Genomic DNA, 22,469 nt, shown 5'->3' on the forward strand with positions numbered 1-22,469 from the left:
GGCCCAAAGATGAAAAAAACAAAACCCTTCGTTCTCGCTGCCGTTTCAGTTGCTATCGTATCTTGGGTCGGATACAGCTTTTACCAAGCATACCAACCAAAGCCAGTTCGACTTCAAGGCCAAATTAAGTCGCAGCAATACAGTATCTCCTCAAAGGTGCCGGGCCGTATTGATCAAGTATTGGTGCGCAAAGGCGATATGATCGACAAAGGCGAGCTTGTCTTTACTCTGCATAGCCCGGAGATCGAAGCCAAACTGGAGCAAGCAAAAGCGGGGCAAAAAGCGGCAGGAGCTCTTGCGATGGAGGCGAACAAAGGCGCACGTAGCCAGCAAATCCAAGCGGCCAAAGATCAATGGCAAAAAGCCAAAGCAGCCGCAAGCTTGATGGAAAAGACTTACCTACGCGTGAACAATCTCTACAAAGATGGCGTGATCGCTGAACAAAAACGTGACGAAGCCAAAACACAGTGGGAAGCGGCTAAGTACACAGAAAGTGCCGCATTCCAGATGTATCAAATGGCAGAGGAAGGCGCTCGTAGTGAAACCAAGTTAGCGGCAGCAGAGAACGCTCGAATGGCCGCAGGTGCCGTGGCTGAAGTAGAGGCTTACGCAAACGACACCACCATTGAGAGTTGGTTCTCAGGAGAAGTGTCTCAGGTTTTGCTTCAAAGTGGCGAACTCGCGCCCCAAGGCTTTCCCGTTGTGACTGTCATAGACTCGCAAGATTCTTGGGCAATGCTGAACGTGCGTGAAGATTGGCTGAAGTATTTCAATAAAGGGGATACCTTTGTTGCTTACCTACCTGCTTTAGACAAACAAATTGAGTTTAAAGTGACTCACGTTGCGGTTATGGGTGACTTTGCGACTTGGCGTTCAACAGATGCGTCTCAAGGCTTTGACCTACGTACTTTTGAAGTAGAAGCCCGCCCTACTCAGCCTCAAAATGACCTTCGTATGGGGATGAGCTTAGTGGTAGAGCTCAACTAAATTGGTGGGTGCAGATATGCAAGTTATGCGCTACTCACAATTCTCCATTATACGTAGAGACAAGTGGCTGCTCGCCTGCTTGACTTGGCTACCGCTTTTACTGGCGTGGATGATATGGGCTATTTTTTCGCAAGGCATTGCTAGAGACTTGCCTATCGGCGTTGTCGATCACTCTAATAGCACATTGTCTCAACACCTTGTGCGCTACTATGATGCGACGCCTGCAATGAAGGTAACTGAGCACTTTGCCAGCTCGCTTGAAGCTAAACAAGCATTGGTCGAAGGGAAAGTGTACGCATACGCCGTCATTCCGACTAAATTTGACTCTGATATCTACAAACAAAATGCGCCGCAAGTGAGCGTGTTCTATAACAGCCAAATGATCTTGATTGGCAAGTTGCTCAATTCGGCATTCTTGCAGGCCCAAGGTACCTTCAACGCAGAGTTAATGACTGTCTCCAACTTAGCTCAAGGCGGCACTACTCTGTTGTCGGCAACAGGCAATGCCGTTACTGTTCAAACTCAGATTACCCCACTGTTTAACAAGAACTCTAACTACGCACAGTTTCTTGTATCGGCGATCATCCCTGCTCTGTGGCAAATATCTATCGTGGTTTCAACCATCTTAGTGCTTACCGCCAATCTGCGAGACCGAGGGTTACAGTCTTGGCTAGGGCATAAACCACTTAAAAGTCTCATATCTACACTTACTCCTTATAGCTTGATTTTCGCACTACAGGGATTTGGATTTTTGTGTTGGTTTTACATCGGTTTTGAGTGGCCAATGAATGGTAGCTTTATCACTCTCGTATTTGCGCAGTTGGTGACGATCCTCGCGTGTATGATAATGGGCTGTCTGTTTTTCTTTCTCACACTGGATGCAGCAAGAGCGATGAGCTTCGCCGGAGCATTTACAGCGCCAAGCTTTGCTTTTATGGGCATCACCTTTCCTGTCACCGACATGAACAGCCTTGCCCAAATCTGGCGTAGCTTACTGCCAGTTAGCCACTACATAGAAGTTCAGGTCAGCCAAGTTAGTTATGGTCAACCTTGGCTTGTTTCAATCGAGCATTTATTACCTACGTTGGGATATTTAGTACCCGCGGCTTTAACTGTTTTGCTAATCAATAAGCATTTAAAAACGACTACCTTGGTAAACGCAGAGGAGAAAATACAATGACTTTGCGAGAACTGCTCAAGGCAGAAATTAAAGCCCTACTGACTAATCCAGTGGTCATGCTGACCATGTTTGGTGGCGTACTATTTTACTCATTTCTCTATCCGCTCCCTTACAGCCATCAGACACCAAGAGAGCAACACATTAGCATTGTAAACTTGGATAAAAGCCAAACCAGTTTTCAGCTTGAACGTATGGTCGATGCCACACCCCAAGTGACTGTCACCCGAAGGGACTACACGTTAGAAGATGCACACCAAGCATTCCTATCAGGGGACGTAAGTGGCATTTTGGTCATTCCTGAGCACTTTTATAAAGATATGTTGCTTGGTAAAAGCCCTACTCTTTCGTACGCTGGTGATGCTTCCTATTTTCTTGTCTACGGGACTATCGTCGAAGGGCTAGCTCAAGCGGGTGGGACATTGGCTGCGCAAACAAAAGTGGCAAAGCTTGTCATCGAGGGTGAACCGATTATCAGTGCATCCCATCACTACTCGGCGACAACGCTCAATCTAAAACCAACATTTAATCCTCGTATGGGCTATGTCGATTATGTGGTGCCTGCTGTGTTTGTGTTGATCCTTCAACAAACACTCGCGATGGCGGCAGGGCTTATTGGTGGCACGCAAAAACAAGGGTCTGGGTATTGGAATCGTGTAAACCCAGCCTCTCTGTTAATCGTCCGAATTCTAGTTTTAATCGTGATTTATTATCTACTATCCATGTATTACTTTGGGGCGAGCTTTACGATGCATGGGGTTAGTCAACTCGCGAAAGCATCACAATTGCTTACACTGTTGCTGCCATTTTTGATCGCATCAGCCTCTATCGGAGTTTGGTTAGGAGCAATTACACCCAGAAGAGAGTTAGTCACGTTAGTCGTTTTGATAAGCTCAATGCCATTAGTATTCAGCGCCGGCTTTATTTGGCCAATTGAGTCAATTCCGCCAGTGATAGTTTGGCTGTCCAAACTGTTTCCAAGTACGCCAGCGATACAGAGTTTTCTAACGCTCAACCAGATGGGTGGTGAATGGAGAAGCATTTCCAGCAACTATACTCTACTTTGGCTGCAAAGCTTCGGGTGGTTTGCGATCGCCCTGTGGCAAGTGAGGAATTCACACCTAAAACAGGTTGTTCTGCAGGATGACGTGTTTCATAAATGAGAAATTATCAAAAATAATTCGCAAGACATCTCAACGTAAACTAGCGACACAACCCAAAATACGAATATAAGCCATTAGTTTAATTTATAAAATTATCAGCAATAATAATTGTGACTAATTATTATTCGAAATAACATACCTAATATCGAACACTAAACTTAGCAGCGAAATTGAGTGCGAAGTCTAAACGCCTTTTCACTCAAGTTCTCTTAGTTATCGTAAGCAGCCGTGCACATACGATGACCGTCATTTAGAGAACATCTGCACTTGGAGTGGTGTTATGGGTCTATATAAGTATTTCGCAGCAGCAAATATTGCTGGTGGTCAAATCATCGCCGTTGATCAAAACGGTAACGTTCGAGTTTTATCCGATGGAGAATCCCCTTTACCGGGAGAGGTTTTAGTCACAGCAGAAGGAACCGCCGACGGTAACACTGGTGATATTCAAGTGGATTTCATCAATCAAGACGGCGCTGCTCAGGATATCACTAACGAGATAGAAGATATTTTTGCCGCTTTAGAAGGCGGACAGGACCCAACTCAGCTCGGTGAAGACTTCGCAACCGCCGCAGGGGGTGGAGACGGTTCGAGTCTAACTACGACGGGTAGTATCGACCGTGATGGTGCCGAAACCATTGCATCAACCAATTTTGATACCGATGGATTGACCTCTCTAGGCCTTTCCGAAACCCAAAGCCTTACCCTTCTCGATCAATTCAGAGAGTTTCAACAACCCCCATTTTTTACCGATGGTGCGAATGATGATCCGTTAGGGGAAAGCATCAGTGTCACCACTGATGAAGATAATTCGGTTGATGGCATACTAACCGCATCAGACCCGAATGAAGATGACCTCACTTTTTCACTTGATTCCGCTCCTGCTAATGGCTCTGTTGATGTTGGGGCTGATGGCAGCTGGGAATATACTCCTAATGTTAATTTTGATGGTGATGACAGCTTTACCGTCCTCGTTTCAGACGGCTTTGGGGGTACCGATACCCTTACAGTTAACATCATCGTCAACCCTATCCCTGAAATATCTATCACGGGTGACACTCAGATCAATGAAGGGGACGATGCAGGTTATTTGATTAGCTTTGACAAAGCATCGAATGAAACCACCACTCTTAGTCTTGAAGTTAACCTCCTATCTGCAGAAGAGAACGATATTGGCAGCTTGCAGCTCGTCGCGAATACAGGAGAAACCTTAACACTGAACCCGGATGGAACCGTCGATGTCCCTGCAGGGGTCACATCTATTTCGGTCACTTTACCAACGATTCAAGACGACGTTTTTGAAAGCAGTGAGTCTTTTACTATCAGTGTTGATTCAGTATCACGACTTATCGGCAGCGGCAGTGTAACAAGTAGCATTGTCGACAATGGTGACGGAGAAGAAACCGATAACGACCGTCCGTTTTTAACCGTCGAAGATGCGGAATTAGTCGTTGAGGGCAATCCATCAGAGTTTGATGTCTCACTCAGCAATCCGGTAGAGGCCGATCTCACGTATACATTTAGTCTAAACGTCAGTGAATTCAGTGCAGAGCTAGAAGACTTTCTCGCGAATGGTCAATTAACGGTTTCATACACTGATGAAAATGACAATCCACAGACTCAAACGGTCGCGAATAACGGGCAGCTAGTTCTCGATGGCAGCATTACGAATCTTACAGTCAGTGTAGATACGTTCAACGACAACATTTTTGAGGGCACCGAAAGTTTCGAACTCGATGTCACTGTTACAGGCACCGTTGGGGATAACGATGAAGAGCTTTCACTTTCAGGTTCGGGCTCTGCATCAATTACTGACGACCGCATAGAAGAGCCTGAGCAAGAGGAAGAAAGCACAAACGCTGACACCCCAACACTCGTTGTCGACAGCACAAATACCGTCACAGAAGGCGGTGAAGCCCTATTTGATGTCACACTCGGAAATGAAGTCGATGGTCTTATCACCTACACCTTTAACATCAATGTGGGCAACTATAGTGCTGAACTGGCCGACTTCCCACTCACCAACCAAATCGTAGTCTCTTACACCGATGAGAACGGTGTCGATCAAGAGAAAACCATCAGCAATGGCGACACACTCGATATCGACGGAAGTGTGCGTGATTTAGACGTCAAAGTGCTCACCGCTGATGACAATATCTTCGAAGGCACTGAGACCTTTGAGCTGGAAGTGCTGGCCGATGGCTTGATTGGTGACAACGACGAACCGTTATCGCTGTCAGCCAGTGACACCACTACCATCACGGATGAACGTGACGACGATGAAGGGCCGAACTCTGACACCCCAACACTAGTTGTAGACAGTACCAATACCGTCACAGAAGGCGGTGAAGGCCTATTTGACGTCACACTTGGAAATGAAGTCGATGGTCTTATTACCTATACCTTTAACATCAATGTTGGCAACTACAGTGCTGAACTGGCCGACTTCCCACTCGCCAACCAAATTGTGGTCTCTTACACCGATGAAAACGGTGTCGATCAAGAGAAAACAATCAGCAATGGCGACACGCTAGACATAGACGGCACCGTGCGCGAATTAGACGTCAAAGTACTCACTGAAGATGACAATATCTTCGAAGGAACAGAAACCTTTGAGCTGGAAGTGTTGGCCGATGGTTTGATTGGTGACAACGATGAACCGTTATCGCTATCAGCCAGCGATACCACCACCATCACGGATGAGCGTGACGACGATGAAGGGCCAAACTCTGATACACCAACACTGGTTGTAGACAGTACAAATACGGTCTCTGAAGGCGGTGAAGCCCTATTTGACGTCAAACTCGGAAATGAAGTCGATGGTCTTATCACCTACACCTTCAACATCAATGTTGGCAACTACAGTGCTGAATTAGCCGACTTCCCACTCACTAACCAAATCGTGGTCTCTTACACCGATGAAAACGGTGTCGATCAAGAGAAAACCATCAGTAATGGCGACACGCTAGATATCGACGGTAGTGTGCTTGATTTAGACGTCAAAGTGCTCACCGCTGATGACAACATCTTTGAAGGCACTGAAACTTTTGAATTGGAAGTTCTTGCCGATGGCTTGATTGGTGACAACGACGAGCCTTTATCGCTATCAGCCAGTGATACCACCACCATCACAGATGAGCGTGATGGTGAAGACAATGCCGATACTCCAGACCTCACCGTGACAAGTTTAGGCGCTGTCACCGAAGGAAGCCCTAGCAACTTTAACGTCGCTCTAGACAAAACAGTCGATGGCAACCTGACCTACACGTTTGATTTAAACGTAGCGGATTACAATGCCGAAATTGCCGACTTCTTGCAAAATGGTCTTTTAACGGTCTCGTTCACAGACGAATTTGGCCAAGCACAGGTTATTCCTGTCACCAATGGCGGACAACTGGTGATTGACGGTAGCGTTACCAATATTTCTGTCAGTGTTGGAACCTTCGATGATGCTCTATTTGAATGGAATGAGACGTTTTCACTTGATGTCACTGCCACAGGCCTTATTGGAGACACACCAGAACCTATCAATTTGTCAGGTAGTGATACAGCGTCCATTTTAGACAATGACTCCCCGATCGTTTCTGGGCCAGTCTCAGGCACAGTCACGGAGGATGGGGACACTGACGGTAATAATGCGACAACCCAACAAGTCGGTGGCACATTAGCGATAACCAATGCTGAGGCTGGTCTGTCAGGTTTTGTAGCGATGAACGACCAAGTGGTGACATATGGTACGTTCAGCTTCGATGAAACAACGGGAGATTGGACATTTACCCTAAACAACGCTGCTGCTCAGGTGCTAACCACAACCGATACGTTAACCGAAACCTTTGATGTGCAGACCATCGATGGTTCGACGACGACGATCACCGTGACAATCCAAGGGGCAAATGAGCCAGTAGAAGCATACGATTTTGTCGTGACTGTGTCTGGTGACAGCAATGTACAGAACTTCGACTTTGATATGGAAGACGACGGCCAAGGTAACCAAATTGATGTGGTCACGGATGTGGAAGATGATGCTTCCTCCAGTGACGGTCGAGTCACAACGATTAACATCAATGAACTCCCTACGTTTGGTACTGTGTATCTGATCGATCAAAACGGACGTAACCCAATCACCACGTCTACCAGTCTGACTGATCAATCGACTTTAGAGTTCGAACAAGTTTCAAATCTTGGTGAAATGCTCAGTTTTGATGCCGCCGATGATTTTCGAGGTAATTACGCCAACGGAACAGTAAGCTCCTTCACTCTAGCAAGCGGGGTCACTATCTCAGGTGGCACCTACACGGGCTTTAAACCTGATAATCCGCAAGCGTTGTCCTCTGCCCTTCTTTACTATGATGGTGCCGCAAAGCATACCGGTTTAGGAGTAGGTAACCGTGAACTTGATGTCACTGCAAAAGACTATATAGATGTCGACTTTACCAGCCTATCAGGTGGGAATGCCGAGGTACTTATCACCGAAGCTAAGGTTGATTTTGGTAGTGTTTGGGGGCACTACAATGATGGTCACCAAGCTGATGCGCAAATCCACGTATTGCTGATGCGTGATGGTAATGTGGTTGAAGAACTGATTTACGATGATGACGACGATCCAGGCAGCGTTTATGACCGTTCTGGTGAATTTAGCGCTCATATCGACTTCACGGACGGATTTGATCAGATCAGAGTGTTCACTACTCAAGCGGGTAGTGACTCCCCGACCCGAAACTCGAATGTCACTTTCCAAGGCGTAGAAGTGATCACCGCTGAAGTAACTGAAACTGTAGGTTATACCGCTACGGACAGTGATGGAGCAACAGATAACGCCTTTATTACCTTCGAATCTGGCATCGCGCCAGAGGGTATTCTGGTGACTGGTACGCCAGAGAATGACAATGAGTCTGGACATGGTGGTGATGATATTATCATGGGCGATCCCGGTGGCTATGAAACCATCATCGTCCCAGCCAATAACTACAACATCGCTATCATGACCGATCTTTCTGGCAGTATGGATGCCACAATGAGCGGCGGCACTCGTTTAAGTGTTATGCGTTCGGCACTCACAACTTACGTTAATCAGCTATCGAATCACGGTGGCACACTCAATATTGCACTTATCGCATTTGGTAGTACCGCGACACTTGCATTTGATATTGAGGACTTGAATCAAGCTGGGGGGATCGACTCATTAGTTACGGCTATAGGTAATCTCTCTATTGGTGATGCCGATGGAGACGGAGAAGAAGACGTCGGCGAAGCAACCAACTATGAAGCAGCATTCAAGCAGGCAAATTCATGGTTTGCGAGTCAAACAGATCCAGATTTTGAGAATGTGACTTTGTTCCTCACAGACGGTATCCCTACTACCTACGATGGAGATGATTCTGGCTCAACGGGGTCAGAGCAAGATGCCGATGTCAACAATGCGCTCGATGATTACAACTTGGTTGCCGCGATTAGTAGTGTACGTGCCATTGGTATTGGTAATGACATACCAACGACCACGCTAGAGAAGTTTGATAATACGCTTCAACCTTCTGGGCAGGTCGAAATTGTTACGACACAAGATCAGCTAGAAACCGCACTCATCGGTGAGTCAAGCCACCAGCAGCTTGGTAACCTAGGCTCCGACATCCTTGAAGGCTTTAGTGGCAACGACATCATATTTGGTGATGCTATCAATACTGATGATCTACCTTGGGGCGGTTCTAATCCAGACAAACCTGACGACTTGCCTGATGAAGATGCAGGGCTTGCAGGTTTAGTCAGCCTGATTACAGAGATAAACGGTGTGCCACCAACCGATGACGAACTGTATAGTTTTATCCAAGAGAATCACGTCACTTTCAACCTCTCCGGTGAATCAGACAATCAACAAGGGGGTAACGATACATTGGATGGTGGTAAAGGCGATGATGTCCTTTATGGCCAGGGAGGTATGGATAAGTTAATCGGCGGTGAAGGTAATGACACCCTATCTGGTGGTACTGGCCCAGATATCTTTACTTGGCTCGACCTTCATCTCGACGGCTCTAAAGATGTCATTACGGATTTCAGTGTGACTGAACAAGATAAAGTCGACCTTACTGACTTGTTTGATAATCCGTCAGAAGCCGAAGCGGATGATATCTTGGCTGCCATTTCTAGCACCGCGCAAAACAACTTAGATAACTCTGGTTCAACGGTAGAGGTTGCAAATGGGTCAGGTGACAGTGTCACGATTGAGTTTACAGGTATAACCGCTACCGAAGTGATGACCAATCTAAACGACATATTTATCGTCCGAGAAGATTAAGTAGCAACAATGAAGTGTGTTCATCCGAACGAGCGTCAAATCTTAACAATGGCAATCGTTCGGAGGCGAACACAACAAGGGATACAGCACAAATCGAGCTTTGAGATTTATTACTTGTGAATACCCCTTGCCGTGAAGGAGACAGATATGGACACAAGTAAGTGTCAGACTAAGATTAAGAATCGCCAAGATAGTCTCATTGGGCGGTTTTCGACAAAGAGTAAGCAATGCGGATCAACACTCATTGAATTTAGTCTTGTTGCTGCTCTTTTCTTTGTTCTGTTTTTTACTGTCGTTGACCTCTCCGTCTACAACTTTGTTAAGTTGACGATGCAAAACTCTGTTCGCGAAGGTGCTCGGTATGCTGTTACTGGTCGCTCAGATCTTGACCCAGATGGCCTAGGCAGTAGAGAAGCAGCGATACTGCAAAAAATGTCTGACGCAGCAGATGGCTACCTAGAACAAGTACTCAATGTGGATGAAGACATCAGAGTAGAAGACATCGACGGAAATGCCGTAGCTGGATTTGGCGGTGCTGGCGACATCATTGCTATTCATCTTGATTGCGCTTGGCCAACATTCAGCCCCCTCATTTATCCGTTTGTTGAAAGCGGGAAATACAAGTTCACCGTGAGCACCGCCATGCGGAATGAGTCTTTCTAGTGAGGTCATATGATGAAACTAAAATCAAAAGCTAAAGGATTTGCGGCAGTTGAAATGACCTTGGTCACTCCATTTTTACTTCTTCTTATTGGTGGAACGATCGAGCTGACGCAATACTTGCAAGCCAATAGCATACTAATCGGTATTACCCGTGAGGGCGCTAACCTCGTCTCTCGTACCAGTAGTCACTCCCCCGATGACATCATGACCTTAGTCGCTAAAACGTCAGGCGGATTGGATTTGTCTCAAGATGGTGTCATGTACATCACTCTTGTAACCGGGCAAGAGGACGAAGACCCTTATATCAATGAGCAGCATATCTGGAGTAACGGCGGGCTATCTCATAGCAGCGCTATTTGGGATCAATGCGGTAGCTGGACTGATAATCAATGCGACATTGCTAGCCCTCCTCCCACTCTCAGCAACTTTCCTATAGCACTTGAAGCTAATGAATCTGTTTATGTCGTCGAAGTTCACTACCAATACTCACCTCTTACAAGCTACTTCATTAATAGTGGTTTTGTGATGAGTGACTTAACCTATTTGTAGAGGTGATTTATGTCTCAAAAAAAACGTATATTTCAAACTCGTAAAAACAAAGGATTGGTCGCGTTAATCAGTGTGATTGCCGCTCCGTTTATTATTTTGGCGACAGGTTTAGCGATTGATAGTGGACGCGCTTATTTAGTAAAAGCGAAGCTCTTTGCTGCGATTGATGCCGCTGGCATAGCCGCTGCGCGTTCTGTCTCTGAAGGCGAAGACGCCGCCCGTGCTGCTGCCACAAAAATGTTCACAGCAAACTTACCAAACGGTTATCACAGCAGCACTTCAGTCTCCCCATCCGTAACATTTGGCTATGATACGTTTGGCAACGTAACGATCGACCTCGCTGCGACTTCTGAGGTCGATACTACTTTCCTTGGCGTGTTTGGGCACTCTAGCCTAAACATCGCGGCGACAGCACAAACCGTGCGACGCCCAGTTGACCTAGTGTTAGTCGTTGATAACACAACGTCGCTTAGACTGGGTTCGATAGGTGATGTGACTGACGATGTTGTAGAGCGCTCAAAAGACTTTATCAGCAATTTTAACGAAAACTTTGACCGAGTCGCGCTGGTTAAATACGCATTTGGTGCTGAAGTACCTGTTACCTTTCAATCAACTCGAGGCCACAGCCGCAGTTCTATCACTTCAGCCATCGACGCGTTTAATTTTGGTTCTACATCTAACCCACAATATACCAACGCTTCTGAAGGCTTATACCGCGCGCTTGATGCATTGAGAAATGTAACAGACCCTGCAAACTTGAAAGTCATTGTCTTCTTCACAGATGGCGCCCCGAACACTTTCGCTTCAGAGTTTGATTACTCATTCACCAGCACAGACTACACAGGTGCTATTCGATCTAGTGATGGTTCTAGCGGTACACCAAGAGGACTCTGGCGACATGATTCAATCTCTACGCAATTGTCAGGCTATGGCTATTTAGGCAGCAATATTGATGATTATTTAGTCTCAATGCCTGACTACTACACAGCTCACGACTCAGATGCGACAGAATTTAAAGTGCTCTACCCTGATCATCCTTATCGTCCGGTCAACCAATATAATCGCTTCTCTCACTCAGCTAGCGACCTCTACACTCGAGTAAATAGAGTTGCACGAAATCTAGTCGAAGATATGGCGACAGCAGCTCGCGCAGAAGGAATCTATGTATTTACGCTTGGGCTAGGTTCGTCTTTAACATCCGCAGCAGGTCCTGATAGCGAGATAGGCGAAGATTTATTACTTAGAATGGCGAACGACCCTCGAATGCTCGAAGATACAGACCTAGCTGGTGACTATCGTTCAGACCAATTAGAGGGGGTTTACTGCCATGCTGTCGATGAGGACGCGCTTGGGCCATGTTTTGATGAAATGTTGAATGTCATCATACGACTCACGTTGTAGCTTTAGGTTTGTACGAAATCTAAAAACCTCGGCTCTTCCAGAACTCACCTTCGTCGCGGGCAAATACATCAAAAGTTTTGTCCGCGATAACACGGCCATTAAGCGTAATGCTCATACGCCATTTACCAATGTTTGATTCAAAGCCATCAATAGGATCTAACAACTGAATGGTGTCTCCGAGGTAAAAGTCCCAATCGTTGCTTCCCACATGCAGATCGCCGGTAAAGGGTTCTAATGTTTGTCCTTTCTTTCCTTTGACTCCCGGGTGATCAATGCAGAACTCAATCACTTCACCTTTGGCTTTCTTAATGTTGACGATGAAACCAAACTCGATCTCTTCGTCGGCCGGCACTTTGGTCGTGAACTCTTTAATTTTTGGTAAGTGTTTGGATTTCGAATCCCACTCTTGATAAATACCGTAAGAGGTCATTTCTACGACTGGGCTTCGTTTTGCCATTCTTGCCACCGCTTTTTCATATTTTTAATCGTTTCCGGCGCTACCCCATGGATGTTGCCGTAGTTGTTGTGACACTCAATTACTTCAAATTTCGCACCTAACTGCTTGGCCATCTTAAAGTATGGGGCGATCTCCCAACGCTGCACGAAGGTGTTGGAGACGACCACACTCTCTCCGGCTTCGAGGGATTGTCGTGTCATTGTTTTACACCATTGATGCGCATCACCGATTTTATCAGCTTGGTATAGATACTCACCTTGCTCGTTAACAAAATACATATCGGCTTCAAAGTGTCGCACTGGTAGCGCTTGGGCCAAGGTACTTTTTCCAGAGCCTGGAAGTCCTCGGATTAGTGTGAGTTTTAATGTCATAGTAGAGTTGAGTGAACTGCTTGAGCCAAATCTTAATATAGATTGGTCTGAAATTGCTATCGACATCTCATTCTGATTGAGTTAAGTTTAGAAGTATAGACGTCCATAATACCGCTTAGGGAGTAAGCTGTGCCAATTAAGATCCCCGATCAACTACCTGCATCTGACGTGTTACGTACCGAGAACATCTTCGTGATGCCAGAATCTCGTGCTTCAACACAGGAAATTCGTCCGCTTAAGGTATTGATCCTCAATCTTATGCCTAAGAAAATAGAGACGGAAACTCAATTTCTGCGTCTACTGTCGAATAGTCCACTTCAAGTTGATATCGAACTTCTGCGTATCGACGATAGACCAAGCAAAAATACACCAACAGAGCACTTAGATAACTTCTATCGCCAGTTTGAAATGGTCAAAGATCGTAACTTTGACGGGTTGATCATCACTGGTGCACCTCTTGGTCTTGTGCAGTTCGAAGATGTAATTTACTGGGAACACCTTCAAACCATCATGAACTGGGCAAAAGCGCACGTCACCTCGACGCTGTATGTTTGCTGGGCTGCTCAAGCGGGTTTAAAACTGCTCTATGATTTGCCAAAACGTACTCGCAAAGACAAGTTGTCTGGAGTTTATCACCACAGGATCCACCAGCCTTACCACCCAGTGCTACGTGGCTTTGATGACACCTTCTTGGCGCCTCATAGCCGTTACGCTGACTTTTCAGCGGAATATTTAGGCGAGCACACGGACTTAGATATTTTAGCGACGTCTGACGTGGCAGGCGTTTACTTAGCCGCTACTAAAGATAAACGAAATGTGTTTGTAACGGGTCACCCAGAATACGACTCACATACTCTGCATAACGAATATGTCCGTGATTTAGGTGAAGGGATGGAGCCTGCTCTTCCAGTCAACTACTACCCGAACAACAACCCAGATAATAAACCTGTTGCGAGCTGGCGTAGCCATGGACACCTGCTATTTTCGAACTGGCTAAACTACTGCGTGTACCAACAAACGCCTTACGATTTGGATAAGTTCAGCGAAGCCAACTTCACAAAAGACTAAAAGATAGTATCTAATTCAACTTATTGATTAGTTTCAATATCTCTTCCGATACAAAAGGGGCATCTTGCCACAAAATAAAGTGCCCCTGCTCTTCAACTTCAATCAGCCTTTTCTCTCGTCCCATCAGTTTCTGCCGAGCGTATGTTGAGTTCCTTGGATCAGCAATCGTATCTTCGACACCGTGAATCAGAGTGACAGGCATAGAATCAAGCTCGTTCCAGTCTTGTTTACTAAGCCTTTCCAACTCTTGTGATAGTGGCATCATCTCGCCATTAGACGTCGCCCAATCCTTACTTAACGCCCAACTCACCAACCAACTGTCTGCAATGATGTTGTACCATTTGGGCTCTTCGAGACTTGGCTCAAACGCAGGAGCAACCAGTACAAGTCCAGACACTAAATCAGGGCTTTGCAAGGCAAGAGAGAGCGCAATCGGCCCGCCAAGAGAATGCCCCACTATTACGTTAGCCTTATCATGAGAAAGAAGCGGAAGTATCGCCTTAGCTTGACTCTCTATGCTAGTGACCAACCTTGATTCGGAGGCGCCGTAGCCAAGACGATCAACTGCAAACAGCTCGTTACCTTTAAGCAATCTCGGATCCGTCAAGTAGCTCGAATAGGCTGAGTGACTTCCCGGTGAACCATGGATAAAGATCACCCGTGTGGAGGCATTAGGATTGTGAGCGGCAACATAGGCGAGCCCCTCATCGGTTTTATTGAGTGGTAAGTCATGTTCAACTGCATAAGAAGGTTTAATTACAAACCCAGCAAGAAAACTGATTACTGTTTTGGCTATTACCGAACTGCGCTTCACTCTATCTCCTTACATAACAACAACTAAATGCAATACTTGTCGCATAGTTACATGGACCTACTAATCAGACCGAACAAATTGCGTAATATATTCACAACGCTCACAAAATTGTTTTAGGCTTATGCGCTGTACACTGTTACTTCTCTTCCCTTTGCTCATCTCGGGCTGTGTCACCGTAGACGCAACCAATTCTGATACCCCACAGGCAAGTGATAAACAACGCTCTGAAGCACGCATTGCTTTAGGAATGGGATATTTAGAACAAGGTAACATGATAAAAGCACGAGAAAACCTAGAAAAAGCCTTAGACCATGATCCAAACTTCTACCGTGCACAGCTTTCTATGGCGCACTATTTTGAGCAAGTCGGTGAAGATGATTCTGCTGAAAAGCTGTATAAGACGGCATTAAGACAGCACCCTAGAAACGGCAATGTGTTGAACAACTACGGTACATTTTTGTGTAAACAAGAAGAGTACACACTGGCCGACAAATACTTCAATAAAGCCATTGACCAACCCTACTACTACTTAATTTCAGCCAGCTACGAAAATGCGGCGTTCTGCGCGTTAAAGGCAGGTAACAACGAACAAGCCACGCAATATTTCAATCGCTCGTTGGATCATCAACCGAATCGCCCGAGCTCAATGCTCAATCTTGCTAAGTTAGAAATTGATAGTGGAGCCTACACCGAAGCTCGTCTCCGTTTGATGCAGTTTCATAAGCGTTATGGTCTACGTAAGCCATCACTACGATTAATGGTCGATTTGGAACAAAAGGCAGGAAATAAAGCGCTAGAGAATAAATATCGCAGTGAATTGGAAAAGTTGGAGCAGTCTACAGGCTAATCACTATTTGCGTCTCTGTTTAGCTTGGTTCTTTCGCCGTTTGTAGTGGGCGAGTTTGGCGTTTATTGTGTGGTGCTCTCTATAGACAATGACGATAAAACCCAAAATACCAGCAATAAGCAGAAGCGCGAATAACCAAAGCAAGCTATCACACACCCAGTCAGGTTCGCAGGGCATATAAATCTCAAACTCCATATACCCTACTCCTCTATTGCTAGGTCGTTAGCTCTTAAGCTTTAACCACTTCTGGCGTTCAGACTCACTCTTAAAGGTCCATGCCATAAAACGGCTCACCTTTTGTCCTTGGCTCATTTCGACAATGCGGACTTCCTGAGCGCCCGCTTTCTCTAGGTTTTTACGTAACCATCTAACGTTGTCTTTTTTCGAGATAAGTGTACTAAACCACAACACTTGCTTGGCAAACTCTCGGCTTTCAAACGCCATGTTTTTCACGAACTCAGCTTCACCGCCCGGGCACCAAAGTTCTGCTTTTTGTCCACCAAAGTTAAGTATAGGTGAACCCTTCGCTTGCGATTTTATGTTAGCCTGACCGCGCTTATCTTTATTCGCGGATAAGTTTCTTATCTTGCGCTCGGTACCCTGCTGCGCTTCTTGCAAAGACTTGTGAAACGGCGGATTACACGTCGTTACGTCATAGAATTCGTTGGGTTGAATAATACCTTTGAAAAAATGACGACTCTCTTTTTGTAGGCGACTCTCGACACGCCCCTTCAGCACAGGGTTATCTTGAGCAATCTTATTCGAGTTCTCGACAGACACCGCGTCAACATCTGAACCAACATAGTGCCAACCATATTCAGTAGCACCGACAATCGGGTAGATACAGTTTGCACCAACGCCAACATCTAACGCTCTCACCTGATTGTGTTTGAGCGATCCGTTCTCACTGCCTAGCAACTCCGCTAATCGATGAATATAGTCTGCTCGCCCCGGAATAGGCGGACATAAGTAGCCCTCGGGAATATCCCAAACAGTGACGTTGTAGTGATAGGCAAGCAAGGCTTTGTTGAGTAGCTTCACCGCTAGAGGGTCGGAAAAATTAATGCTCGCATCGCCTTTTGGATTCTTGATGACGTGCGTTTGTAACTCAGGTAACGCCTCAACCAACTTAGCGAAGTCATAACGGCCTTGATGGACATTGCGCTTATGTAAACCAGTCTTACCTTTAACCGTCACCACTTTCATAGTTGGGGTACTGGCATCTTTCGTTGGCTTACTTTGACGATGAGGTTTGTTTGGACGAGTCATAGCACTACTTTTTCTTATTAATTTCTTGGTAAATCATGTACAGACGAGCATCAAGCTCTAGTTGATGGTAGTCCGGTTCCATGTGACAACAAAGTTGGTAGAACGCTTTATCGTGTTCTTTCTCTTTAATATGCGCTAACTCATGAACCACCAGCATTCTTAACAGTGGCTCAGGGGCATTCTTAAAGATACTGGCAATTCGAATTTCGTTTTTCGACTTAATCTTGCCACCATGTACTTTCGCGACGTAAGTATGCAAACCCAACGCATTATTGATCAGGTGGATCTTGCTGTCGTAAATCACTTTGCTAAGCGGCGCCGTCTTCTTCATATAACGATTCTTAATCGCCATCGTATATTCAAACAGAGCTTTCTCGCTTTTAATATCGTGATTGCTTGGGTAGCGTTTTTCAAACCAAGAGGTAAAACGACCCGACTCAATCATTTGAGTCACAGGAGTGAGGATATGTTCAGGATAGCCTTGAATGTAGCGAAGTAGAGGGTTCATAGTCACCGTTAAGAGCCATTGAATCAGCGGCAAAAATTAAGGGCGGTAAGTCTAACCTATTCACACTTGCCATTCACGGCCTTTTCGTTAAACTCTGCGCCATAGATAACCGCAGGAAACCACCATGAAACGTTTGGTACTATACGTAAAAGACAAATGCCCACACTGTAAAGACGCGCAGCGTTACTTAGATTCTAAGGGTTATAAGTACAGACTGACCAACGCGAAAATGCAGCGCGGCCGTAAAGAGCTAGATGCGATCGGTGCACGCTCTCTGCCTGTTCTTAAAATTGGTGACCGCATTATGATTGGTTGGAATCCAGGTAACTTTGAGAAGATGTATAACGCTAAGTAAACGCGAACATCGCCAATAAACTTCACAATTAGTAAGGCCTGAGAGTCAATTTGATTCTCAGGCCTTATTTCTAAATGTTATTCGTACAAGTGCAATACTTACGCTGTGGCTTGTGGTTTTCCTCGTTTACCAGTCACGAGGTTTTTCAACTTGGTAAACAACCCTTTTATATCCTCAAGCATCAGGTATAAACAAGGGACAAGTACCAAAGTAAGTAAGGTTGCAAACAACACAGCAAAGCCAAGTGCGACCGCCATTGGAATCACAAATCTCGCCTGCAAGCTCGTCTCGAACATGATCGGCAAGACACCAACAAAGGTGGTAATTGAGGTCAAGGTAATCGCTCGGAATCTCGCGCAGCCCGCTTCTATCACCGCTTCTTTGATGCTAACTCCCCTAGCTCTCACTTGGTTAACGTAGTCAGTCATCACCAAAGAATCATTCACCACTACGCCCGCAGCCGCAATAAGGCCAAAGGTCGACATCATGCTAAGGTCGAGCCCAAACCAATAGTGGCCCCATATTGCGCCAGTTAAGCTGAACGGAATAACGGACATAATAATCAGTGGTTGCGCGTAGCTTTTTAGTGGAACGGCAAGCAAGATGTACACAATGATCATACCGGCAATAAAGAAGATGATTTGCTCATTTTGCTGAGCTTGCTGCTCTTCAATAGTGCCACCAAGTTCACTTTTCACGCCTGGGTAGCGACTCAGTATCTCTGGTATAACGTCGCTATTGATCTGCTCAACGATCTCATTAGGTTCAACCAATTCTTCATCAATGGAGCCGTAAACGTAAACACTGCGATATCCACCCTCTCGGCGAATACTACTCACACCCGGCTTCTGATTGATCTCAACCACGTCGCCAAGCATCACCTTTTTACCTTCTGGGGTGGTGATAATGGCGTAACGCAGTGACGAAAAAGCTTCGCGGGTCAGTTTCGGGTAACGCACCATGACTTTGATCTCTTCACCATCACGTAGTACGCGTTGTGCTTCTCCGCCATAGAAACTTCCGCCAACTTGCGTGGCAATATCAAACAGATCCAAGCCCAGATCGTAAGCAACGGGAGCAAGAGACAACAACACCTCCTGACTACCAGAATCGATAGAAGAAGAAATGTCGAACAGGCCTTGTTGCTGTTGAAGACCAATGATGAGATCGCGACCAGCGGCGTTTAAGCTCTCAATGTCTGAGCCGTATAATAAAAAGCCGAATTCATCGCCCTTTTCATCATCGTTAACGTTATCCGACACATTCAGCATCTTTAACCCCGGAATCGTCGGAATGCGTTCACGCCATCGCCTTGCCAATTCAAACGTGTTGAACGGCCTTAGCTCTTCATCGACCAAAGGAATCACCAAACGCCCTTCTTTTCTGCCTTGGCTGAACGTGAGAATATCACGCACCATTTTCTGGCCAGTTTCTTGTTCAATCTCCTCATCAACAGTCAGTACTGTCGATTCGATCAGCTTTAAGGCTTCAATGGTTTGCTCACTCGACACATTGTCATTCATCACCAATTTGATACTCGGGAAGTCATGAGGAACTTTAGGTGATGGCACAACACGAACATAGCTAGCCATCACCAATGCGATACTCACTGCAAGCACGCCAACAAAGCCAGCAAATACGCTCCACCGCCAATGGGTACACCATTGAATAAAACGCTTGTATGGACCATTGATAAAGCCAAAGAAACGCGTGTTAAATCTGTCTCGCCAACTGCCTTTCTTGATTGGCTTAAATGTCGTGTGAGCCAAATGCGACGGTAAAATCAGCTTGGACTCAATCAGACTGAAAAACAGACACAAGATCACGATAGAGGCAATACCAAAGAAGAAGGCTCGCTCTATCCCTTTTGACATTAGGAAAGGCGCGAACACAGCCATCGTTGTAAGTACACCGAACGTCGCAGGCGTCGCGACTCGCTTAGCTCCGCGAACGACATTTTCAATACCACCGCCATGCTTTTCTATTTCGCTGTACGCACTCTCCCCAATAACGATGGCGTCATCAACGACAATACCCAGCACCATAATAAAGGCAAACAGTGAGATGATGTTGATGCTAACGCCAATCGCTGGCATCAGCATAACTGCGCCTAAGAAGCAGACAGGAAGACCCACCATTACCCACATCGCAAGCTTTACGCGCAAAAACAGACTCAACATTAATGCGACAAGCACCGCACCTTGAAGCAAGTTTTTCAACATCATGTCGAGTCGAGCGTTCAAGTAGTAGGTCATATCGACGAGAGTTTTGATCTTGAGATCGGCAGGTAGAGTCTGATTCTTCTGCTCAATGTAGGCTTTGACCGATTCAGCCACCGTCACCATATTTTGGTCTTTCGTCGCCTTCACCGACAGATACATGGCGTTTTGACCGGAGTATCGGAAGTAACGGTCATCTTCCGTAAAGCCGTCTTTAATCGTAGCGATATCTTGAAGTAATACTTTTCCACCATTCGGCCCGATCTTTACTGGAATATCGCGAAATTCTTCACCGCTATAATATTGGTTCTCAATACGTACCGAGATCATCCCTGCGTTCGTTCTGACCTCACCCGCTGAATAGTTAGCCGAGTAGCGCTGAATTGCTTTACTGACATCATTGAGCGTTAAGCTGTATTTCTGCAAAACGCTCGGTTCTACTTCAATCGCTATCTCATAATCAGGTGAACCCAATTCCACCAGAGCGACATTGTTCAGTTGCAGCAACTCATCTTCGATCTGTTTGGCAATGGGTTTAAGTTCGAGCAAGGTTCTGTCACCCACCAACGCCATCTCAATTACATCTTGTCGCCACTCATATTGGTAAACCTGGATCGGCTCCATGGCATCAGGGAAATTGGAGGTTGAATCTACCTTTTGCTTAACCTTATCCAATACAGAGTCAATGTCTTCATCGACCCCAATCTCCAATTCGATATTGCCGCTTCCTCGATAAGCAGTAGATACCGCTTTTTTGATGCCCGTAACATCTTTAATCGACTCTTCGAGCTTAATCAGAATGCTCTCTTCAATTTCTTGAGGTGAAGCCCCTGGGTATTGCGCACTGACATTGATGTAATTCACTTCAATGTTTGGGAACATCTGACGCTGAATAAACAGGAAACTAACGGTGCCCACAATCAAAATGAACGCCATCATTAAATTAGCGGCAACGGAGTTATTAGCGAAATAGGCGATCAACCCTTTCTGTTTCGACTCTTCCATAACGCCTCCCTACTTGCTGAGTTGACTATCTTGAACAGTCACTTCAACTTGCAGTCCAGTTTGCGGATATTCAGGCACGGTCAAAACAATCTGATCATCGTCACTAAGACCTTGGTTTATCAGCATGAATTCTTTTTCTGCACGTAACACGTTGACGACTCTTGGTTCCAACTGATTGTCGCCGTTCACCACCCAGACTTGGCGATTATTGACGAGCTCCTGAGGCAGACGATAGATGTGTTTGAGCTCTTTACCTGAAAACTGCACTTCCACATAAGAGCCAAACTGCATCGGATCATGGTCGCTTTCAATCGCATAAGGGTCTTCAACTCGAACCACCATATTGATCATTCGTGTGCTGCTATCAATCACACCGAGGTCACGGTCAATGATACCTTCACGCTGAGTATTAGAAATTCCTCTTTGAATAACTTGTGCAGGAAGGCCCGCGTAATCTTTCGGTAAAAAGGCGCTATCAAACCCTGCAATAGGTATGCGAATTTCCCCCGCTTCAACGTTGTTCAAGGTCGCCACATGAGCACCTGCGGAGATAAACTGGCCAACACCAATGTCTTTTGAGATTACAAGGGCATCATATGGTGCAATCACTTTACAGTTTTCAAGATCACGATTAGCTCGTTTAAGTGCCGCTAGTGCCGACTTCACCTGAGCATCGGCACTGAGCAACTGCGGCTTGCGTAAATAGAGGTCCGTCACCTGTTTTTCAGGGAGTTTTTTTGCCTGACGCTTAGCGACTTCTGCTCTCGCTTTTTCTTCGATTAAAGCCGCTCTAGCACTTGCTAATTGAGCTTCGGCTTGCAACACCGCCGCTTGATAGTTATCACTTTCAACGCTAAACAGCACTTCTCCGCGTTTCACGATTCCACCAACCACAAAATTAGGGTGCCAACTGGTGACCTCGCCAGATACTTGCGCTGAGAGTTGAGTGACTTCTACAGGTTGAAGTTCTCCATGGCTGGTAATCACGACTTTATGATCACTAGAGTGCAATGTAGCAACTTTCACTACAGGTGGAGCTTTCGGTGGTTTGCTGTCTAGTGATTCGGGACCACTTGAAGCGATAGCTTGATAGCCCGCGTAAGAGCCTCCTAAGATAATTAGAGGCAATAACCAACGTAACGGTTTAGTCGTCATTTGTGTTCCTTGTTAGTTTTTTTAATCACAAACATTCGTTCGCAGATCTCTTTGGATCGTACGCATGAGTAAAGCTTCGACACCAACTCAAAGAAAATTATCCAAGAAAGCCTGTCTATTTTATAAGATTTCTTTATCAATTTTACTCAATACATTCTCTTCATGAAAAGAAAAA

18 protein-coding genes are annotated in these 22,469 nt (G+C 45.8%); 10 read left to right on the forward strand and 8 right to left on the reverse strand.

Annotated features, from left to right (window positions below; all coding sequences use genetic code 11):
* Positions 1 to 9 precede the first annotated feature (9 nt).
* The 7 genes from F0231_RS09750 to F0231_RS09780 all read left to right on the forward strand — a co-directional run bounded on the left by F0231_RS09750 (position 10) and on the right by F0231_RS09780 (position 12,226).
* Positions 10 to 987, forward strand: a complete 978-nt coding sequence (locus F0231_RS09750; RefSeq protein WP_171759539.1) for an HlyD family secretion protein — start codon at positions 10 to 12, stop codon at positions 985 to 987.
* A gap of 16 nt (positions 988 to 1,003) precedes the next feature.
* Entirely contained in the window at positions 1,004 to 2,167 is a 1,164-nt protein-coding gene (locus F0231_RS09755) for an ABC transporter permease (protein WP_171759540.1), read from the forward strand.
* Positions 2,164 to 3,327, forward strand: a complete 1,164-nt coding sequence (locus F0231_RS09760; protein WP_171759541.1) for an ABC transporter permease — start codon at positions 2,164 to 2,166, stop codon at positions 3,325 to 3,327. The genes F0231_RS09755 and F0231_RS09760 overlap by 4 nt, the downstream gene beginning before the upstream one ends.
* Before the next feature lie 280 nt (positions 3,328 to 3,607).
* Positions 3,608 to 9,613: a VCBS domain-containing protein gene (locus tag F0231_RS09765; RefSeq protein ID WP_171759542.1), complete on the forward strand. Its 6,006-nt coding sequence runs from the start codon at positions 3,608 to 3,610 to the stop codon at positions 9,611 to 9,613.
* Positions 9,614 to 9,760: 147 nt separating this feature from the next.
* Positions 9,761 to 10,276 carry a TadE/TadG family type IV pilus assembly protein gene (locus tag F0231_RS09770; RefSeq protein WP_171759543.1) on the forward strand — a complete coding sequence of 172 codons (516 nt, stop codon included), beginning with the start codon at positions 9,761 to 9,763 and terminating at the stop codon, positions 10,274 to 10,276.
* A gap of 9 nt (positions 10,277 to 10,285) precedes the next feature.
* Positions 10,286 to 10,825, forward strand: a complete 540-nt coding sequence (locus F0231_RS09775) for a TadE/TadG family type IV pilus assembly protein (RefSeq protein WP_171759544.1) — start codon at positions 10,286 to 10,288, stop codon at positions 10,823 to 10,825.
* 9 nt (positions 10,826 to 10,834) lie between these two features.
* Positions 10,835 to 12,226, forward strand: coding sequence for a vWA domain-containing protein (locus F0231_RS09780; RefSeq protein ID WP_171759545.1), 1,392 nt, complete (start codon positions 10,835 to 10,837; stop codon positions 12,224 to 12,226).
* Positions 12,227 to 12,245: 19 nt separating this feature from the next.
* On the opposite strand, the gene F0231_RS09785 is transcribed toward F0231_RS09780, so the two are convergent.
* Positions 12,246 to 12,683 (reverse strand): DUF3859 domain-containing protein, encoded by a 438-nt coding sequence (locus F0231_RS09785; protein WP_171759546.1) that lies wholly within the window; start codon positions 12,681 to 12,683, stop codon positions 12,246 to 12,248.
* A complete protein-coding gene (locus F0231_RS09790; protein ID WP_171759547.1) occupies positions 12,659 to 13,054 on the reverse strand; it encodes an ATP-binding protein in 396 nt (131 codons plus the stop codon). The genes F0231_RS09785 and F0231_RS09790 overlap by 25 nt, the downstream gene beginning before the upstream one ends.
* A gap of 129 nt (positions 13,055 to 13,183) precedes the next feature.
* Here F0231_RS09790 and metA point away from each other — a divergent pair, with 129 nt between their 5' ends.
* A complete protein-coding gene (metA, locus tag F0231_RS09795; RefSeq protein WP_171759548.1) occupies positions 13,184 to 14,122 on the forward strand; it encodes a homoserine O-succinyltransferase in 939 nt (312 codons plus the stop codon).
* Between the two features lie 10 nt (positions 14,123 to 14,132).
* Here the strand turns inward: metA and F0231_RS09800 are convergent, their stop codons facing one another.
* Positions 14,133 to 14,936, reverse strand: a complete 804-nt coding sequence (locus F0231_RS09800) for an alpha/beta fold hydrolase (RefSeq protein WP_171759549.1) — start codon at positions 14,934 to 14,936, stop codon at positions 14,133 to 14,135.
* A 121-nt stretch (positions 14,937 to 15,057) separates the two neighbouring features.
* Between F0231_RS09800 and pilW the strand changes: the two genes are divergently transcribed.
* Entirely contained in the window at positions 15,058 to 15,783 is a 726-nt protein-coding gene (gene pilW / locus F0231_RS09805) for a type IV pilus biogenesis/stability protein PilW (RefSeq protein ID WP_171759550.1), read from the forward strand.
* A gap of 3 nt (positions 15,784 to 15,786) precedes the next feature.
* Here the strand turns inward: pilW and F0231_RS09810 are convergent, their stop codons facing one another.
* Genes F0231_RS09810 through F0231_RS09820 form a run of 3 tightly spaced genes read right to left on the reverse strand, consistent with a single transcriptional unit; the run spans position 15,787 to position 17,560 of the window.
* Positions 15,787 to 15,978 (reverse strand): hypothetical protein, encoded by a 192-nt coding sequence (locus tag F0231_RS09810; protein ID WP_171759495.1) that lies wholly within the window; start codon positions 15,976 to 15,978, stop codon positions 15,787 to 15,789.
* Positions 15,979 to 16,005: 27 nt separating this feature from the next.
* Positions 16,006 to 17,052 (reverse strand): 23S rRNA (adenine(1618)-N(6))-methyltransferase RlmF, encoded by a 1,047-nt coding sequence (rlmF, locus tag F0231_RS09815; RefSeq protein WP_171759551.1) that lies wholly within the window; start codon positions 17,050 to 17,052, stop codon positions 16,006 to 16,008.
* Positions 17,053 to 17,056: 4 nt separating this feature from the next.
* Positions 17,057 to 17,560, reverse strand: coding sequence for a M48 family metallopeptidase (locus F0231_RS09820; RefSeq protein ID WP_171759650.1), 504 nt, complete (start codon positions 17,558 to 17,560; stop codon positions 17,057 to 17,059).
* 124 nt (positions 17,561 to 17,684) lie between these two features.
* Here F0231_RS09820 and F0231_RS09825 point away from each other — a divergent pair, with 124 nt between their 5' ends.
* Positions 17,685 to 17,915 (forward strand): glutaredoxin family protein, encoded by a 231-nt coding sequence (locus tag F0231_RS09825; RefSeq protein ID WP_171759552.1) that lies wholly within the window; start codon positions 17,685 to 17,687, stop codon positions 17,913 to 17,915.
* Between the two features lie 98 nt (positions 17,916 to 18,013).
* Here F0231_RS09825 and F0231_RS09830 read toward each other — a convergent pair whose 3' ends face one another.
* The gene (locus tag F0231_RS09830) at positions 18,014 to 21,139 is read right to left on the reverse strand and encodes an efflux RND transporter permease subunit (protein ID WP_171759553.1); all 3,126 of its coding nucleotides are present in this window, start codon (positions 21,137 to 21,139) and stop codon (positions 18,014 to 18,016) included.
* Positions 21,140 to 21,148: 9 nt separating this feature from the next.
* Positions 21,149 to 22,294 carry an efflux RND transporter periplasmic adaptor subunit gene (locus F0231_RS09835; protein ID WP_171759554.1) on the reverse strand — a complete coding sequence of 382 codons (1,146 nt, stop codon included), beginning with the start codon at positions 22,292 to 22,294 and terminating at the stop codon, positions 21,149 to 21,151.
* Between the last annotated feature and the right edge of the window lie 175 nt (positions 22,295 to 22,469).

Origin of the sequence: Vibrio sp. RE86, assembly GCF_013114545.1 — a bacterium.
GTDB lineage: Bacteria > Pseudomonadota > Gammaproteobacteria > Enterobacterales > Vibrionaceae > Vibrio.

Excerpts from the sequence above, each read along its gene's own strand:
- F0231_RS09775 (WP_171759544.1), top strand. The coding sequence starts at position 10,286 with ATGATGAAACTAAAATCAAAAGCTAAAGGATTTGCGGCAGTTGAAATG.
- F0231_RS09825 (WP_171759552.1), top strand. The coding sequence starts at position 17,685 with ATGAAACGTTTGGTACTATACGTAAAAGACAAATGCCCACACTGTAAA.
- rlmF (WP_171759551.1), bottom strand. The coding sequence starts at position 17,052 with ATGACTCGTCCAAACAAACCTCATCGTCAAAGTAAGCCAACGAAAGAT.
- F0231_RS09790 (WP_171759547.1), bottom strand. The coding sequence starts at position 13,054 with ATGACATTAAAACTCACACTAATCCGAGGACTTCCAGGCTCTGGAAAA.
- F0231_RS09810 (WP_171759495.1), bottom strand. The coding sequence starts at position 15,978 with ATGGAGTTTGAGATTTATATGCCCTGCGAACCTGACTGGGTGTGTGAT.
- F0231_RS09785 (WP_171759546.1), bottom strand. The coding sequence starts at position 12,683 with ATGGCAAAACGAAGCCCAGTCGTAGAAATGACCTCTTACGGTATTTAT.
- F0231_RS09830 (WP_171759553.1), bottom strand. The coding sequence starts at position 21,139 with ATGGAAGAGTCGAAACAGAAAGGGTTGATCGCCTATTTCGCTAATAAC.
- F0231_RS09820 (WP_171759650.1), bottom strand. The coding sequence starts at position 17,560 with ATGAACCCTCTACTTCGCTACATTCAAGGCTATCCTGAACATATCCTC.
- F0231_RS09765 (WP_171759542.1), top strand. The coding sequence starts at position 3,608 with ATGGGTCTATATAAGTATTTCGCAGCAGCAAATATTGCTGGTGGTCAA.
- F0231_RS09755 (WP_171759540.1), top strand. The coding sequence starts at position 1,004 with ATGCAAGTTATGCGCTACTCACAATTCTCCATTATACGTAGAGACAAG.
- F0231_RS09760 (WP_171759541.1), top strand. The coding sequence starts at position 2,164 with ATGACTTTGCGAGAACTGCTCAAGGCAGAAATTAAAGCCCTACTGACT.
- F0231_RS09770 (WP_171759543.1), top strand. The coding sequence starts at position 9,761 with ATGGACACAAGTAAGTGTCAGACTAAGATTAAGAATCGCCAAGATAGT.
- F0231_RS09835 (WP_171759554.1), bottom strand. The coding sequence starts at position 22,294 with ATGACGACTAAACCGTTACGTTGGTTATTGCCTCTAATTATCTTAGGA.
- F0231_RS09750 (WP_171759539.1), top strand. The coding sequence starts at position 10 with ATGAAAAAAACAAAACCCTTCGTTCTCGCTGCCGTTTCAGTTGCTATC.
- pilW (WP_171759550.1), top strand. The coding sequence starts at position 15,058 with ATGCGCTGTACACTGTTACTTCTCTTCCCTTTGCTCATCTCGGGCTGT.
- F0231_RS09780 (WP_171759545.1), top strand. The coding sequence starts at position 10,835 with ATGTCTCAAAAAAAACGTATATTTCAAACTCGTAAAAACAAAGGATTG.